Annotated in this window: 14 protein-coding genes; 6 read left to right on the plus strand and 8 right to left on the minus strand. The window is 36.3% G+C overall.

The genetic code is table 11. From position 1 onward, the window contains the following. Positions 1 to 205: 205 nt before the first annotated feature. The 5 genes from BLW28_RS13100 to BLW28_RS13120 form a co-directional block, all read right to left on the minus strand. On the minus strand, positions 206 to 823 hold the full coding sequence (locus tag BLW28_RS13100) for a hypothetical protein (protein ID WP_073220938.1): 618 nt from the start codon (positions 821 to 823) through the stop codon (positions 206 to 208). Between the two features lie 288 nt (positions 824 to 1,111). Further along, positions 1,112 to 1,810, minus strand: a complete 699-nt coding sequence (locus BLW28_RS13105) for a P-loop NTPase family protein (RefSeq protein WP_073220941.1) — start codon at positions 1,808 to 1,810, stop codon at positions 1,112 to 1,114. Between the two features lie 75 nt (positions 1,811 to 1,885). Continuing rightward, positions 1,886 to 2,542, minus strand: coding sequence for a hypothetical protein (locus BLW28_RS13110; RefSeq protein ID WP_234946500.1), 657 nt, complete (start codon positions 2,540 to 2,542; stop codon positions 1,886 to 1,888). 79 nt (positions 2,543 to 2,621) lie between these two features. Next, positions 2,622 to 2,897 carry a helix-turn-helix domain-containing protein gene (locus tag BLW28_RS13115; protein ID WP_073220946.1) on the minus strand — a complete coding sequence of 92 codons (276 nt, stop codon included), beginning with the start codon at positions 2,895 to 2,897 and terminating at the stop codon, positions 2,622 to 2,624. Positions 2,898 to 3,604: 707 nt separating this feature from the next. Next, on the minus strand, positions 3,605 to 4,444 hold the full coding sequence (locus BLW28_RS13120; protein ID WP_073220948.1) for an RteC domain-containing protein: 840 nt from the start codon (positions 4,442 to 4,444) through the stop codon (positions 3,605 to 3,607). Between the two features lie 160 nt (positions 4,445 to 4,604). Between BLW28_RS13120 and BLW28_RS13125 the strand changes: the two genes are divergently transcribed. The 6 genes from BLW28_RS13125 (at position 4,605) to BLW28_RS13145 (ending at position 10,682) form a co-directional block, all read left to right on the plus strand. Beyond that, positions 4,605 to 5,309: a LytR/AlgR family response regulator transcription factor gene (locus tag BLW28_RS13125; RefSeq protein ID WP_143036890.1), complete on the plus strand. Its 705-nt coding sequence runs from the start codon at positions 4,605 to 4,607 to the stop codon at positions 5,307 to 5,309. A 220-nt stretch (positions 5,310 to 5,529) separates the two neighbouring features. After that, positions 5,530 to 5,682: a hypothetical protein gene (locus tag BLW28_RS15800; protein ID WP_159431784.1), complete on the plus strand. Its 153-nt coding sequence runs from the start codon at positions 5,530 to 5,532 to the stop codon at positions 5,680 to 5,682. 78 nt (positions 5,683 to 5,760) lie between these two features. Further along, the gene (locus BLW28_RS13130) at positions 5,761 to 7,794 is read left to right on the plus strand and encodes an ATP-binding protein (RefSeq protein ID WP_143156792.1); all 2,034 of its coding nucleotides are present in this window, start codon (positions 5,761 to 5,763) and stop codon (positions 7,792 to 7,794) included. After that, positions 7,791 to 8,474, plus strand: a complete 684-nt coding sequence (locus BLW28_RS13135) for a response regulator (RefSeq protein WP_073220956.1) — start codon at positions 7,791 to 7,793, stop codon at positions 8,472 to 8,474. Before BLW28_RS13130 ends, BLW28_RS13135 begins: the two co-directional genes overlap by 4 nt. Positions 8,475 to 8,842: 368 nt before the next feature. Continuing rightward, positions 8,843 to 10,372, plus strand: a complete 1,530-nt coding sequence (locus BLW28_RS13140; RefSeq protein ID WP_083540821.1) for a MauE/DoxX family redox-associated membrane protein — start codon at positions 8,843 to 8,845, stop codon at positions 10,370 to 10,372. A 52-nt stretch (positions 10,373 to 10,424) separates the two neighbouring features. After that, the gene (locus tag BLW28_RS13145; protein WP_073220959.1) at positions 10,425 to 10,682 is read left to right on the plus strand and encodes a DUF6520 family protein; all 258 of its coding nucleotides are present in this window, start codon (positions 10,425 to 10,427) and stop codon (positions 10,680 to 10,682) included. Positions 10,683 to 10,736: 54 nt separating this feature from the next. On the opposite strand, the gene BLW28_RS13150 is transcribed toward BLW28_RS13145, so the two are convergent. The 3 genes from BLW28_RS13150 to BLW28_RS13160 are packed head-to-tail and all read right to left on the minus strand — an operon-like array spanning position 10,737 to position 17,969. Then, a complete protein-coding gene (locus BLW28_RS13150) occupies positions 10,737 to 13,262 on the minus strand; it encodes an alpha/beta hydrolase family protein (protein ID WP_073220962.1) in 2,526 nt (841 codons plus the stop codon). An 11-nt stretch (positions 13,263 to 13,273) separates the two neighbouring features. Further along, a complete protein-coding gene (locus tag BLW28_RS13155) occupies positions 13,274 to 14,677 on the minus strand; it encodes a RagB/SusD family nutrient uptake outer membrane protein (protein WP_073220965.1) in 1,404 nt (467 codons plus the stop codon). A gap of 10 nt (positions 14,678 to 14,687) precedes the next feature. Further along, entirely contained in the window at positions 14,688 to 17,969 is a 3,282-nt protein-coding gene (locus BLW28_RS13160; protein ID WP_073220968.1) for a SusC/RagA family TonB-linked outer membrane protein, read from the minus strand. Positions 17,970 to 17,992 lie beyond the last annotated feature (23 nt).

Below are 17,992 nucleotides of genomic sequence, written 5' to 3' on the forward strand. Positions count from 1 at the left end.
ATTGTACTTTCTTCTCAGCTTTTAAACCATCCTCCTTCGGCGGACAGGCTCAGGCATCTTTTTTAGTGATCAGTATTCAGTATTCAGTGGTCAGTTTAGTGACAGTAGTCAGTAACAGTTTGCAGCATCAGGCCTTCGTTTCGCAGTTTTCTGGTTCAGAGTTATGATTTATGAGGATGAGCATGCCTGAATAAAATTGTTTTTTCTATGATTTGTAGCTTTCTAAATATAGTTTGAGCTCTTTGAGTTCGAGTATTTCTTCATCAACTGGGAGTTGGTTGTGGATGATGATGTCTTCTATGTGGTGGTTGTATTTTTCGTCTCCTAAAGTGTCTATTAGGATTGCTACCACTGTTTCGTAAACTAAATCAGGGTCTATGTTATTTGTGGAAATATCGAGGTGGATTGCCAAGATGAATTGGTCTGTCTCTGGGTCAATTAGTAATGTCCAAAACTTTATTTGGGATGGTTTGCAACATAGACTGTTAAGACAATATTCTTTTTCAAAATAGTTTGGGTCTTGGTCGGCTAATGAGGTTATAGATGCTGTTATGATCCAGTGCGGTAGTTTTGGAGCGGTTTCTAATAGTTGAACAATGAGTATTCTTAATTCAGGGTCACCACTTGTTGAAAATGATAGAGTAGGGGGTTCTTGACTCAAGTGAGGAATTATAAATCTATAGCCGATTTTAGGACTGTAGTAATCTAAATGTTTGGAAAACCAATAGAGTAGTTCTTCTCTTCCTTTTTCTGAAAGGGAATGGATGTTTCGGAGGATTTTTTCGTTGGCTAGGAACCATTGCCAAAAGTGATGAGCGTTCATGGTGTTTGTTGATAAGGGTTTATGGTTGAGTTGAAGTGTTTATATGTTTAAGAGTTTATGAGTAATCTAGTTATGAGTTATGAGTGTGTCAGTACGCAGTAATCAGTAATCAGTGTTCAGTATTCAGTGTTCAGTATTCAATGGTTAGGCCTTCGGTACGTTTTGAAAGCAATAGTATTTTAAAGTTTTATTGTGCTTTCTTCATGGTTTTCAAAACATCCTCCTTCGACGGACAGGCTCAGGCACCTGGCATTGGGTCAGTTTGAAAAAAAATAGGCTTTGGAGTTTTCATTTTCGTTTGTCTTTTGTGTTTTTATCGAAGCCTATTACGTTTACCATTTCGCGTAGGCGGCTGCGGACGCGGTTGCCGTAACGCTCTTCTATTTCTTCAGCGTTGAGGTTTGTGGTTATGTGGGTCATTGCTCGTGTTCGATGTTCCAAAGGACATTTGGTGAAAATTTCGTGACGAGATAGTAAGATTTCTCCTAGTACGTTGCAGTCTTTTCCGAAGTGTTTTCCTTCGGGTTCTACACCGAGGTCATCGAAGCAGAAATAGTGACTATTTCCATATTGTTCGATTATTGAATATCCAAGATTGTTAAAACCGAATACGATGTTCCTGGTTGGGATGATTTCGTATGGACGACGATGTGGGACTAGATGTCGCATTAATTTCATTAGAGTTGTTTTGCCGCATCCTACGGGGCCGCTGAGTAAGATTCCTTTAGTTGGGTCGATGTTGTATTTGGGGCAGTTGACTTCATCTTTGATGAAGTAAAGGCAGAGTTGATAGATTATTTGATGATCTTCTTCGTGGATTTTGAATTCTTTTCCGAAGAGTAGTTTTCCTTTTGCGTTGAGGTAGATGAGCATTTTAGAAAAATCGTAATTGATGGTGTCACCTTTCATTTTGCCTAAATGAAATTCTACGCCGCCTTCGATTAGGATGTGGGGGGTGGTTGGGTGATATTTTGGTAAGGTTTTCATTGGATGTCGGTTATCAATTGTCGGTTTTGTTTCGGTGCTTCGACAGGCTCAGCATGACTTTAAAAAGATTGAATACTACAGAGGTTCTTTGTAATTTTTGGATTTGGTGGTTTTTAGGTTGTCTTGATTTTGGGACGGTGGGGATTTGATTTGCTTTAGGCTGAGGTCTTTGGATTTAAGCATCCAACTTTTTGCGGAAGCGTGCCAATTGGTCATTTTTATTTTTCCGCCAATTTTCCATCCGATGGCTGCGTAGTGCGCGTAAAATTTTTGAGCTTCGATTTTGGGCCAATTATTTTTTAAAAAAAATGAGATTACTAAATTTTCATTTTTCGGGAGCTCTAGTTTATATATGTTTTCTTTATGTTTATTATTGTTTATATATGATACCAACGGTTGTCCTTGATTTGGGACACCTAAGTCCAAGGGTTGTCCTTGATTTGAGACACCTAAGTCCAGCGGTTGTCCAGTGGTTGTCCCAAAAATGAACAAGCTAATTCTGCTGCCTTTAAATGAATTGTGGGAAGGAAAATACCGGAGGTATTTCCAAGTGTCGAGTTGTTTTAAACAGCGGTGATAAGTTGACTTGGATCCAATTTTTGAAAGCTTCATAACTTCATCACGAATAATGATGAATTCGGTTGGAAACCGATTGATGTTCCATAGATTAAAAAGAGCCATATATAAGCTGATATGGGAGGGATTGAGCCTCTTGTCTTTTGAAATAGTCATAAAAAAAGCGTTTAAATGTGAGATGTAATTGACATTTGACATAGGATTGGAAAATAAAAGGGAGGAGCTAAGTTTGATTTTAGCGCGATGAGACTTTGTTTTCTTCCAATACGCGTTCTATTTCTTTTTCTTCATAGAGAATTATCCCACCTATTTTTGAATAGGGCAAGGTGCCATTGATTCGCAGGTTTTGTAGTGTTCCTGGACTGATGGAGAGCATTTCCATAACCTCAGCAGACTTGAGGTATTTTTTTGGTTCTTCCGATGTTTGAGGTTTGATGATTTTTTTAATTTCTTCAAGAAGCTCAAGTTTGAATTCGTAGAGATCGTCGGTGGTGAGAATGGTTACTGGCATAGCTAAAAAGTTTTAAATGATTAAAATAATCCCCGTGGGGAGACGGGGATTTAAAAAGCTGTCAAAGGGTTATGGCTTTTTAGATTGACAACTTTTTGCACGATTTGACCTTCGTGTTGCAAAGATTTAAAGAAAGGAAGAAAGGCTTTCACAAGGTGTACCCAAGGTGGGTGATATTTTTTTTCGTTGGTGACTCTGCTTGAGTTTGTAGCCATTCCGATTTTGATGGATTGGTGTATGGATTATTTATTGAGAATTGTGGTTATAATTGAAAATGAGAGGTTCATTTTATATCTATACCTTAAATTAATCGAGATTCTTATAAAGTCAATGATAACAACTTGTTGGAGGGGTAAATGAGAGTCTTCTGGAATCAGACTAATTAGGGAGGAAAAATGAATTTGGAATAATTTACCAAGGTTTACCCAAGGTGGGTGTTTTTTTTTCCTCGGTACTTTTTCAATATCTCTAACGAGCTATTGAAAACATCCTCCTTCGGCCGACAGACTCGGGAACCTTGGCTCCTTAGTTTTGTTTTTCGTTGATAGACCGTAGTTGTTAGACTGTAGACGGTAGAGTTGACGGGTGACGGATGTTGGGTGAGAATTGGACTTAGGACGGTAGGACCTGCCTATCGGCGGACAGGCGTAAGACGTAGGACTGGGTACCTATATTGTGAAATAAATTGGGGTCATTAAGTGTACGGTTTATTTTACTTGTTCATCTGCATCGTACATTTTTTTTTGGAGTTTCTCTTTCAAAAGATCAATGAATTTGGTTTTTTTTATTTTGCGGGAACGAATTTCGATGTAGGTGCGATAATATGGTCCTAGGTCAATGTTAAGTGTGCGTTGGAACAAGGTGGCGAGGTCTTTTATATCAGTGTTGCCATTGTTGATCGCGCCGGTTTCGTGAAGGGCGTAAATCAATTCGATTAAGTCGGATTTGGCTCTTGTCCATTGCATATTTGGAATAGGTTCTTCTCGAGGGTTGGATTTGGCATCGTTTAGGGTATTTAATTCGGTTGTTAACCGTTGGATCAATAATTTGTGCGCATAGATTTTGGCTACTATTAAATCATGGGATGATGAAAAATTTTCGTCCACGCAATATTGAAGTGCATCTGGATGAAACTTTACCACTCCATGGGAGCGAAGGAAATATTCTGAGTCCCTATCTTTTCTATTTCGTTCCAGGTATTGATAAAAGGCTTTATGTTCTAAAAAATATTCTTGATACTTTTGAATCTGTTCTTCAATATATTTCTTGGTCTTTTTTATGGTTTGTGGCCGGCACAATTCAAACTCGGCTAAGCTTAAATAAAAAATAAGATACCCCAGTGGTTTTGGTTTTATCATCTTAAAGAAATGACTTTCAATAACGGGGGAATTGAAGTTTTCGGTAATGACTTTGAGCCTTAGTTTTTTCAAAGCTTTCTTGCAATGGAAGACACCTAATTCAATTTCCTCAAAAACATTATCGGTCTGGGAATTCAACGTCTGAAGTTTCCGTTCTAAATTAGCCACAACCCGATTACAATATTTCATGATAGGTTAGAAGTTGAATTATGAAATGAGAGTAAAATGAAGTTAAAATTAAATAGCAGAACAACAAAAAATGAAAGTTCTTCCTTACTATTTGTAAGGTAACTCCTTACTTCCCTTGGGAGAATATTGGATATTATTACTGAACTCGAAAACATGAGTTTTGATAAAACTATTATTAATATCCACCGACCAGAGGGTTAGAGATTGTGTGTTGGAAATTTGTCAAAAACCGGAATATGAATTGGTAGGCGAATTATCAAGGGGAAAGGGCTGGCTTGATGTAGTAAGGGCTTTAAAACCCAATATTGTATTGATGGATTTGGATACTTTAGATGGGGATATTTATAATGACACTTTTTTTGATAAAAACCTATTTAGGGAATTTAGTGTAATAGGGTTGGCATCGGACTATAAACAGGCATTTTATTCTTTAAAACTCGGCTTTAGAGATGTTAGAATGAAGCCTGTTAATATTGCGGACTTAATTGACGTCCTTTCTTTATGCAAGAATCGGCTTATAAATAAAAGTCGAATTTTGACCATTTCTTCATCGCAGGATAGACATTACCTTAAAGTGTCTGATATCCTCTATTTAAAGGCAGACAATAACAATGTGGATATTTATTTAGAAGATGGAACGACACTTCCTGTTTTCAATTCTTTAAAACATTTTCAAGAACGTCTTTCCGTTCCCTTTATGAGGATACAAAAGAGTTATATTATCAATGTCACGCAAGTTTGTAGGATCAATCGGCTAAAGCATTTTGTAATGTTGAGAAGAAGCAATGTATGGATTCCTTTTTCGGATAAATATTTAGATAATATGGAGCGGTTTGAGAGTATTATAGGAAGAGGTTCTTTTTAAGTTTCACCAAGATAAGGAGGTGTTTTACCATAAGGAGGAGGGGTTTCACAAGAAACAGCCTTAAAACTACTTAATTAAATTGGATTTGGTTTTATTTTCGGGATAAGGAAGTTGCTCTCCTGACTGAGAAGACTCTCTCAGTTTTCCTTGTGCACAAGTGAATATAGATCATCAAAGTGGTGATCTGAATTTTCTTTCAATTCACTTAAATAACTTTATCATGAAAATTTTATCAATTTTATGTCTGATATTATTAATATCAGTAATGGGGTCTTGCACTCCTACTGCAATGACTGAAGACAATGATGCACATCCTGCATTCAACACAGGAGATGATGACAGTGTAAGGCCTGACAACGACAAAGACGACTAAGTATGACGGACTTTAGAGAGGCCTTTTCATAATTGGAAAGGCTTTCTTACATTTGAGTAAACTCATATATTAATTATTTTGAAAGCGCATCGATATTTTCAGCTTCGTTGCTTGGCAGCCATCGTTCTTGGTATTTTGCTTTCAAACTGTCGTGACCGGGTTACAAATTCTGAAAGCAACACATTAAAGATAGATTCGCTAATCCGTATATCGGAGGATTTTAAATTAAGGCCGGATCAAAGACTTCGTAGTTTAAAAGCGGCATTTAGTCAAAATATGCTGACTAATGATGACAGTCTGCGGATGGTTTATTTCAATAAGATTTCATATTTAGCGGCATCACAATCTGATACTTCTTTTTTTTTAACATCTGCGAGAAAAGGACGATTACTTGCCAACAAGAGACAGGACTCTGTAATGCTAGGTCATATTCATTGGAATTATGGAATTTATTTTTTGAGAAGAAACCAACTTGACAGTAGTTATTACCATTATCGAAAAGCTTACAAAATATTTGAAAATCGGGATGATTTTTATGCAGGTAAAATGCTCTATAATATGGCTTTTATCAGTGGGCGTTTGAAGGAATATACAACGAGCGAAGCTTTATTATATAGGGCTATTCCTCATTTTGAAAATCTGGGGAAATACAAGCAATTATATTTATGTTATAACCATTTAGGGGTAGTACATAAAAATTTGGAAGAATTTGATGAAGCTCTTAAAAACTATGAAACTGCTCTGAAGTATTGGAAACGAACGAAGCGTAATTCGGTTTATTTTTTTGACACACAAAATAACATCGGAATGGTTTACCAGAAATTGGGACTTCAGAAGGATGCAATAGAATCCTTTGATCGCGTTGTTTTCAGCAAGGATATAGTAAAGCTGGATCCTTCATTATACGCTAGGGTTTTGGATAACAAGGCTATGAGTATGTTATTGTGGGGTGAATTTAAAGGCCTACCTAATCCATTTTATAAGGCGTTACGAATTCGTGACAGTATTGGAAATAAGGAGGGGCTGGTAATGAGTCATTTGCATTTATCCCAGTATTATTTAGCCGTGGGGGATACTGCCAAAGCACGTGAGCATGCTAGAAACACTTATTATCTAGCAAATAAGATTAATTTAAAGCGTGATGCCTTGGAAGCGCTCTTACTATTAGCCAAAAGTGATGTTGAACAGGAATCTTTGTATCTAGCAAAACACATATCGCTTAACAACGAATTAAATATTGAAGAGCGGCGGCTTCGAAATAAATTTGCGCGTATTCAATTTGAAACAGACAGTTATATTGATAAAAACGAAAAATTGGAGCGGACTTGGTTTTGGACCATTGTTGGGAGTCTTTTTTTGATTACGATTCTAATTTTAATTGTAGTTCTTCTGAAACAACGATCCAAAACCAAAGAATTGGAATTTGAGGTGAAACAGCAACTGGCAGATGAACAGATATACTTACTTACTTTAAAGGAGATAGCGAATTTGGAAAAAGGCAAACTTGAGGAAAGGCGGAGAATTTCAGAGGAGCTTCACGACGGTATTTTGGCCAGAATGTTAGGGATAAGGTTGAATTGGGAAAGATTAAAAATAGAAGGTACTAAGGATGCAATAAGTGAACACAAAAATTGTCTACATCATTTGGATTTAGTGGAACGGGAGATCCGAAAAATTTCTCACGATTTACAGAATGAAATACGATTGCAAGACACAAGATTTGTGAGATGGATGGAGCAATTGGTTAAGGAAAGGTCCGTTAGCGGGGATTTTGAATATAAATTCTATGCTGATGCTTCAGTAGATTGGGAGGGATTTGATGATTATTTCAAAGCGAACGTGTATCGAATGGTAGAAGAGGCTTTGCAAAACTGTATTAAACATGCGGAAGCGGGGCTTGTAAGTATTTCATTAAAGAAATGGGGGAATTTCGTAGAAATAGAGATCCGAGACAATGGAAAGGGATTTGTAAAACCCAATGGAAATAATGGGATAGGAGTGAAAAATATGATTTCCCGAACCAAGAAGTTAAAAGGGATATTTACTATTAATAGTGTGGTTGGGGAGGGGACGGTAATACAAATATTAATTCCAAACAACGATGACTTATGACGGCAACAAAGATAAAAACGATAATTGTCGATGACCATCCATTACTTATTGAAGCCTATAGGAATTCATTAAGGGATATTGAATCGACAAATGATACATGGAGTTTTAGCATAGAAGAGGCAAATGATTGTGATAGTGCATTGGAATTGCTTGACAAAATTCAATCGAACTCGCGTAATATCGATTTGGTTTTTTTGGATATAAAATTACCTGAGTCGAAAGGCACAACGCATTTATCTGGTGAAGACATTGGGGTGGAGATTAGGCAGCGTTTTCCAGAGGCCAAAATTATTATAGCCACCACATTCAACAATAACTATCGAATACATACCATACTCAATACCGTTAATCCTGATGGTTTTTTGATTAAGGGAGATATTAGTACGGAGATATTGCTACCTGCCATTATAGAGGTTTTAACGGATCCTCCATTTTATAGTAAAAGTGTACTAAAGTCGATCCGGAGGACGACCAGTCATGATATTTTGCTTGACAAATGGGATAGAAGGATACTTTATGAGCTTTCCCAAGGAATGAAGATGAAGGAGCTACCGGGAATATTACCTTTTTCCATTGCTGCAATTGAAAAAAGAAAGCGTCATATAAAAGAAGATTTCGGGATTGAGGATGCCGATGACCGACAACTTTTATTGAAGGCGCGGGAGTTTGGGTTTATTTGATTCTCACTCATTTTTTGCCAGGCTTCATTTACTTTCATTTTTTATTAGTCTTGTCGGATTAAGATTTAAGACCGCTTTGCTGAAAGACATAAGACATAAGACTTGCATCTTAATACCTTGATGATTAAGCTTGTTTTTTAGTTTTTAAATCTCAATGGTGAACATAAAAGCGAGGTGTCAATTAATAAAAATGTTTTAAGCGCTCGACACTTGACAAAAACAGATTTTTTATAATTTTTATGTTGGTGGCGGGAATTCCATACAAAGTGTACGGGCATGCCCTCTATTTAGTAAGGCATAAATACTTTAAATAAACATTGTAGTAGGTTAATTTTATGGCAGTTAAGTTTTGCAACTGAAACCACAAAATGACCTTTGTAAATTCCATATTGACCTATTCAAAAAAGCACTTCGTTCTTGTAGTGGCTTATTTATATGTTTTGTTGTTTGTTTATGCAGCAGTAAGTAAGGTTTTGGATTTTGAGACTTTTACCTTGCAATTGGCACAGTCTCCTCTTCTTAGTGCATACGCTGGGATTATTTCTTGGTTGGTTCCCGGAGTGGAGATTTTGATTTCAATTTTCCTTATGATACCTCGATATAGACGTGTAGCTCTCTATGCTTCGTTTTTCTTGATGGTGATGTTTACAACCTATATTGTAATCATCTTAAATTTCTCGGATTTTATTCCTTGTTCTTGTGGAGGGGTTTTGGAGAAATTGGGATGGACGGAGCATCTCATTTTTAATATTGTTTTTATTGTGTTGGCCGCTTTAGCAATCTTATTTACGAAGCCTAGGTTTACGAAAAGGAAATTATTAGCACTAGTAATTCTTGTGGTAGTGGGAATAGGTGTAGTGGCTTTGTTATTTGCTTTTTCGGAAAAGAAAATGCATCGGAATAATGCATTTCAGAGGAGGTATATGCCGCATCCTATTGAGAACGTTGGAGAATTTGATCTTGAGTCCGACACCTATTACATTGCGGGAATGGATGGTAGTTCTATTTATCTTGGAGATTACAGAGCTCCTTTATATTTAACCAGATTTGATCTTTCGCTAAAGAAATTCGAGAAATCTACCATAACAATCAGCAATACAGAGTTACCCTATCGTAGGGTTAGAATAGTGGTGAGAGGTCCCTATTTCTATTTAGTTGATGGTACTGTTCCTATTATTTTTAGAGGAAGATTGGAAGATAAACTCGCTACAATGTACTACGATCAAGCATATTTCACACAATTTGTTTTAACGGATTCTGCAAATCTTGGGTTGGTAACGACAAGCAGTGAGACTGGGAATACGATATTGGCTTTGGTTCTTAAAACTGATGTTAAAGATAGTTTGATATTCAACCACAGGATATTAACTGAGCAGATGGATGGAGTTTTTGATTCTGATGGTTCGTTATTATGGAATTCAAATCATCGTCAATTTATATATGTATATCGTTACCGGAATAGTTTTGAAGTTTCAGATTTCAATCTTTCTCACTTGTATTCGGGTAAGACGATTGATACTATATCACAGGCAATTATAGATTTGGAGTACTACGAAAGAAAAGAGCAATATAGACTTGGAGCTAATACAGTAGTAGTTAACAAGGCTAGTACTACCTGTGGAGACTACCTTTTCATAGAGAGTGATAGGCTGGGGAAATATGATGATGGAGACTTAAGAAGAACCTCTAGTATAATTGATGTATACAATTTAAGGGAAGATAGTTATGAATTTAGTTTTTATCTCTATCACGAACCTAATGAAGCCCTGAAAGAGTTCAGGGTATTTGGGGATAGATTGGTAGCAATTATAGGAGAGACATTACAAATTTACAAGTTAAAGCCAGAATATTTTAATTCTGGCTCTAACACAACACATACTGCGCAGTATCAGGATTAAGACCGAACACCTGTAAAAAAAAGTAGGTCGCTAATTCATTAAAATTTACATTATGAAAACAAAAATTTTAAAATTCGGTATGCCTTTAATGGCATTTTTATTGGCAATTGTGTTTGCTTTTGCCACCAATGGGACACAGGAATCTGACAATGCTCTGGTTACAGGGTACATCTATTCCAATAACAATTGTGTGGCTTTAAGTTCACATGATTGTACAGTCCAAGGAAACGATTTGTGTACAATAGACTTCAAGCAGGTTTATAAGACAAAATCAGGAACCAATTGCTCCATTCCATTAATGAGGTGGTAAAATTGGAAGCAAGGAGAGACATTTTCTCTCCTTGCTTTTTATTTATAAAATCAATTATTTACAATATTTATCGAACCAATCTTTTATGCTTTTAGATAGGTAATTTTTTTTGTCCATATTTACAATTACATGGGCTTCATTTTCCAAGAGCAATAATTTCGCGTTTTTCTTTAATCTTCGCAATGCCAAGTAAAATCGAATGCTTTCATTAAAATTAATGTGTAGGTCATTTTCACCCGACCAGAGTAATAAGGGAGTTGAGACATTTTCAATATTATGAAATGGAGAGTTATTGAGGTACTTATTCTTTATTTTAAAGTAAGAGCTGCCCATTCGCATTTGATAATCTTCAAATCTGAACATTTCTTCCTGCCCAGTGTTCCAATTAATTGTATGATAAAAAGTAACCATATCTGTAACTGCTGCGCCGGCTACAGCGGCTGCAAACCTATCGGTTTGGGTGATAATAAAAGCCGTTTCATATCCTCCGAATGAATGCCCTATAATACCGATTTTCTCCCTATCTATATTTTCTTTCCATATAGCAAAATCTACACTTTCATTGACGTATTCATTAGCAGATACTCCCACATTACCAATTTCATAACTGATGTCTGGCATTAGCACAAAATAGCCGTCTAAGGCATAATGAGCTGGATTAAATCCAGATCCTGAGAGCCATGAAATTGGAATAAACTCATGCATTCTTTCAGTTTGTTTTTCATAAATACTTACGATCATGGGATATGTTTTTGTAGGATCGTAATTTACTGGATAGATTAAGCAGACTTTAGAGCTCTCTCCATTTTTCATCGTAAAGGACAGCAATTCTGCTTTGCCCCAGTTTTTTCTAATTTGGTTTGCATTGGATTCGAATAGGGTTTGAAGGGTATTGTTAGGTCTGTTATAGAAAATAATTTTTGGAGGTAAGTCATACGCCTGAATTCTGAATGTAAAATAATCCAAGTTTTCATTCCATTTTATTTGATCAGCCAAGAAGGGTCCGAAAGTTAATTCTTTCAATTCTTTCTGAGGCTGCCAGAGAAAGTATCCAGAATTTCTATTTTCATCAGTCGCTTGAAGTAAAAATCCTCTCTGAAGATTTACAATATTTTGTTTTATGTTTTTAGAATTCCGAAAATCAATAAACAATCTATATTTTCTTTGAATTTCTCTTCCATTGGTGAGTTTTTCCTTTCGATTACCATCAAGGCTTAACTTCCATACGTCAAATTCATCACATACCAAAATAGAATTTTCACCCTCAACCCATTTTATTCTTTTTGAAAAAGGAATTTTTTTATCGACCCGGTCGTTGTCAATATCAAGAAAGGATAGACCGATACTTTTTGAGAGATTTATGGATTTTTGACTTGTAACGTTATAAACCCACCAATCGTTTTTTTTGAAGAACACAATATTGTTTCCACTTGGATCAATAAATACTTCATTTGGTTTTTGTTTTTCTAGAAGTAATTTACTCTCATCTGTGTTCAGATTATGTAGGTATAAATCAACATCTACGACATACTTGTATTGTGGTTCATAGGCGAGTTCGTCATATTTTAGAATATAATCATTATTTATTTTAATAACCTGGGTTTGAATAGTATCGGTTATTTGGCTATTTCTATTTGTACTTGAATTCCAAACCCAGGATATTGGTGGTGGTTCTAGTAAGTTGTTTATTTTTCTCATTGGATAAATCAGTTTGTCGCTGGTCTTCCAGACTTGCACTCCATTTGGTATTATTGACTCACTGGAATTGGTAGGAGGAGTACATTTGAAATATACCAAGTCGCCATTAGGAGATATATCCAAAGAGTTATCTTCTATTAATTGGTTCTGGAGTGCAGTAAAAGAATCCAGTTTGATTTTCTTATTTTTAAAACCAGAGAAATGTAAGATCTTTTGAGCATTAGAAGAATCACTTATCTTACTTTCCAAAACAACCAAATGAGAGCCATCCTCACTCCATACAAGGTTAATATATTGACACCCCTTATTCTCTCTAATAGAATTAAGGGAATAGGTGTTAAGGTTCAGGATGTTTACGGAAAACTCACCTCTATTTTTCATGACGAGGGCAATTTCATTTTTAATAGGATTTATTTGAAATTCTATGACCTGTGGAATTGAAATTTCAGTACCCAATCCGAGATGTTTAATAAGTAGATTCGGTGCTTCCTTACCTCTTTGGGTAAGAATCAAGAATCGGTCATCTGTTGAAAAACTACGATTTTGAATGTTATCAAGAATGGTTTTCGAATCTTTTAATAAATCTATGATTTGTAGCTGATAATTGCCTATAAATGCTGTAAAGAATCTACTATTATCAGAAAAAAGACCTTCTTTCCCATTTGGTATTTTATATTCCTTATCACCTGAAATTTCTTTAATGGTTAAGGTGTCCAGAGCAGTTTTATATTCCGAATGATAAAAATACCATTGACCATCATTTGATATCTCTCCATTATAAATATATTCCCAAGTACCATAGTCTGATGTGTTTAATAAATTTTGAGAAGATGCCATTTGGAAGATGAGATTTATAATAATTACTAGTTTTATTTTCATCATTGTTAAATGTCTTAGTAACCGGGATTTTGTGGATTTAGGTTAGGATTTAGCGTTAGTTCGGATTCAGGTATAGGCAAAAGAACATCGGTGTTTCGCCATCCTGATTTTATTGGAGAGAGTACTTCGTCAGCTTTTCCAGTTCTTCGCAGATCAAACCATCGATGTCCGAATTCGGTAAAAAGTTCGACTTTCCTTTCCTTTATCACAGCTTCTTTTAGTTGTTGGGATGTAGTTGCTTGCGTATTTTGAAGACCTGCTCGGTTACGAATCTTGTTGAGGTCAAGCTGAGCTCCAGAGATATCACCAAGCATTGCCCGTGCTTCAGCACGGATAAGGAACTGTTCTTCAAGTCTAAAGACAATAGAATATTCTGCACTTGCGGTTGTGTAATCATTTTGCTTATATTTATAAGGGAAATACCAAATTTCAGATCCATCTGAAACTTCGCCTATCCAATTTATTCGTCGGAGGTCTCCCTGTTCCATTTGCAAAACCAATTCAGAATTAAGGGCAGTTAGGGGTGGGGGTGCGGAAGTGAAAATATAAATAGATCCTTCCAATGTATAATCGCCCTCATATTTGGGTCTAAATTGCCATATTGTCGAGGAACTTTCCTTTAAAAAGACCTTATTTAAATCGGGTTCTATTGCAAAATAGGAGGAGTTGTTTATCACATTACTACTTTCCAAGGCTGCGTTATTCCAATCTTGACGATATAAGTATACTCTAGAAAGTAGAGAAGAAATTACCATTTTGTTGGGACGTACCCTGTCAGATGATATATATTCGTTACCTAAAAGGTTTTTAGCTTCGGTGAGATCTGTAATAATATTTTCATATACTTTATTGGAAGGTAGTCTTCGTACTTTGGAGTTTTCTATATAATTGGTTGTAGAGATGTATGGAATGTCGCCAAAATAATTAACTAAATAGAAATGGCAAAGGCCTCTAACGAACAGCGCTTCACCTCGAAGTTGATTTTTAAGTTCTTGAGGTAGCTCTGTAGATGCTTCAATTCCTTCCAATATACCGTTAGTGGCGAAGATGATATTATAAGGGACTTCCCACACTGATTTTAAACTGTTGTTTGAAGGCAAAATTTGATGGAGGTAAAAGGATTCAAGGGGAGACCCAGGATCAGAATAATAATCCAATTCGTCTGCATATAATCCCATAATAAAACCGGCACCTGAGTAACCTCCGCTAAGAAAGCTATCATCTCTCAATTTTCCATACAGGCTTGTTACTGCGGCAATAGCGGTATTCTTGTCATTAAATACATATTCATTTTCGATTTGGCCTAAGGGAGTTTCTGGTTCCAGAAAATCTTCACATCCCCATAATAAAAGACAAACCATAATTATATGGATAAATCGATATTTAAGTATTCTGGTATAAATTATCTGTAGTTTCATAATATTGGATTTAAAATTGGAGTTGTAGATTTAATGAAATCCTTCTTAAAGAGGGAATGAGTCCCATTATTTGTTCTGGATCACCACCTATATACTTTGTGAAGGTTAGAAGGTTTTGGCCTCTTAAGGAGATTTTGCAAGAAGTATTTGGTAATTTATCGAGTGGTAATGTGTAGGAAAGATCCAAAGATTTAAGTCGGATAAATGAGGCATCGGAAACAGCTGCATCACTTTGACTGAATCGAGAATATGCTAGATAGGCATCAAAATTATCTCCCGTACTAAACTGTTGCATATACGAGTTGTCTCCGGGAAGTTGCCATCTGTCTAAAACCTCGATTGGTTGATTGACCATTGTTCCTGGAGAATTACTATAGTAAAATTGGTTGGTCGCATTTTTTTTCACGAATTGGAAAAGAAAATCCAAGCCCCAACTCTTATATTGAAAACTGTTTGAAATACCCCCGTAAAATTTGGGGGAGAGATCTGCGATATATTGGCGATCTTCAGGACTTGTGATTTCTCCATCTCCATTAAAATCTTCAAAAGTGAATAATCCTGTTTCGGGATCGACACCATTTAGTTTATAGAGTTTTCTACTAGATAGAGATTCGCCAATAACAAATCGGTTGGCATAGGGTGAGCCTTCCAGCCCAGGAAACTCTATCAAGGTATTTTTAGGAGCTGTAAAGTTGAACCCAACATTCCACGAGAATGATTGGTCTCGAATTACAGCAGCTTCCAATTCCACTTCAAATCCTTTGTTTTCCACTACAGCATCAAGATTTGCCAAAATTGAAGTAAAACCGGTTGTTGCAGGTAGGGCATATTGAATAAGTTGATTGGAGGAGCGATTTCGATAATATGCCATGTTTAGCGATATCCGATTTTTCCAGAATCCAAGTTCAAGTGCTGCCTCTGCTTTTTTAGTCTCTTCCCATTTAAAATTAGGGTTAAATAGTCGAGAAGGTTCAAGACCTATATTGCCATCATACGCGTATTCGCCAAGGGAATAGGACTGTAAGTATTGATAATCACCTATTTGGTCATTTCCGGTAATTCCATAACTTGCTCTTAATTTCCCTAAGCTAAGCCAGGGAATAGAAAGTTCTTCAGAGAATAGCCAAGCAGCGCCTAATGCCCCGAAATTTCCATATTTATTTCCAGGACCAAAGCGGCTGGAACCTTCTCTTCTTCCAGTTAGATTTATAAAAATCTTATCATAGAGACTTAGGTTAAGCCTTGAAAAAAAGGATTGGTAACTGTAGACCGATTCTTCTTCATTGAGAATATACAATGAGGTAGCGGATTGAAGATTTTCTATAAAGGAGTTATTTGGAAAACCGCTACCTAAAATTGAGATATTTTCTGAAGAGTTTTTTTGATATGTTGCTCCTAGGAGTGCATTAATTTTAAAAACATCAAAAGAATGTTTCCATTCTAACTGTGGCTCTAAAATATAATGATTTGCATTGGCATTATTTTTAAATAGAGAAGATGAACTACTGTCGTAACCGAATGCAGGGTCAAAGATGGTGTTTGGTTTTGTATTGAGCTCTTCCAAGCGATTTATTCCATATCCTAAATTTACTTTAGCTTCTAAATTGGGTATGAATTTGTAGGATAGTACTGCGTTTGATAATAATGTATGGATATTATTTTTATAGATAGATTGAAGTGAGGCTAAAGGGTTTGTCCAAGTACTGTTTTCCCAATTTAACTGTCCATTTTCATCATAGAGAGCGGGAGCGTTTGGAGAAAGTAAAAGTGCTTGAGAAGAAAGATCTACTTTTGGAAGTAGATTGTCTTCAATAGTGTACCCGGCATTAAAGAGTAAATTGAAACGGTTGTCTTTACTTTTATGGTTTAAGTTGGAAGTTATATTGAGCCGGTTGTAGTTAAAATTGCCAGGAAAAACGGTAGTTTCCTTCTGATAATTTCCGGAAAGAAGAAATTGGGTCTGTGGACTACCGCCAGAAATAGTTGCTTGTATGCTTTGGCTTTTGGCAGTACGTCCAATAAGTTCTTTTTGCCAATCAGTATATCTATTTGGATCCCAAGTACCATTGATGTCGTATGCTGTTTCTGGATATTCTGTTATACCGTCATTTGCGAAAGCTTCCCGACGCATGTTTAAATATTCTTGGGTATTAAGCAAATTCACTTTACGAGTTATTGAGGCAATACTAGTGCTGCTACTTATTGTAAATCTGGTTTTTCCTTCTTTTCCTTTTTTGGTGGTGATGATTATCACGCCGTTTGAACCTCGCGAACCATAAATTGCTGTGGCATCTGCATCTTTGAGTACCTCCATACTCTCAATATTGGTCGGATTGATGGCATTTAGAGGACTGATATTGGACTTATAGATAATCTCTGCTGAAACAGTGTTACTTGACAATGATCGAGAATCATAGGGAACCCCGTCGATAATATATAGTGGCTCATTACCTGCATTTATACTATTAATGCCACGAATGCGAACATTAAAACCGCTTCCAGGTACACCTGAGGTTTCCATTATATCTACTCCCGACATTCTCCCTTGTAAGGCAGCTAGGGGATTGTTGACGGGTTGTTTTTCAATTTCAGCAGCGGAAATTGTACTTATGTTTCCCGTTCGTTCTTTGTTTTTAACGCTGTAATAACCAGCATTTATTACCACTTGGTCAAGCGAAGTGGCATCTGGTTGCATTACCACATTTATGATAGTTTTATTTTCCACAGCTATTTCTTGATTTTTGTAGCCCATATAGGTAAAAACCAAAGTATCGGAAGGATGTGCGATTATTGAATACTTTCCTTCGAGGTCGCTTTGCACACCTTTGGTTGTGTTTTTGATTACTATGTTTACGCCGGTCATCCCCATACCCAGGGAGTCTGTTACGACCCCCTTTATGTTGCCCTGTGGAAAGGCGTTGCTAATTCGGCGGGTAATGGTTATGTGATTGTCCTTTGTTGTGATAATGGTGTAATCTGCCAGGGGAAGGCATTGTTTTAAGAGCTCATTTACCTTAATGATGCCTTTTTTTAGCTCTATTTTGGGCAACCCTTTAAAAATATCTGATTGGTAGATAAACGTACATTCTGTCTGTTTGCCAATTATTTCAAAGACTTCAAAGATGGTAACTTTCCTATCCTGTTCAATCGTAATTTTGGGGTTTTGAGAAGTCAGGGGATTTGGTGAGAAGCCAAAGATGGTTGTACAACTTAAGAGCAGTAGGGTTCTCGCGATAATTTTCGGTAGGTGGCTTGCTTTAATTGCAAGCACCTTTATTAATTTAATTTTCATAAATTTGTGAATTGATTGGTTAA

Origin of the sequence: Aequorivita viscosa, assembly GCF_900106795.1 — a bacterium.
GTDB classification, from domain to species: Bacteria; Bacteroidota; Bacteroidia; order Flavobacteriales; family Flavobacteriaceae; genus Aequorivita; species Aequorivita viscosa.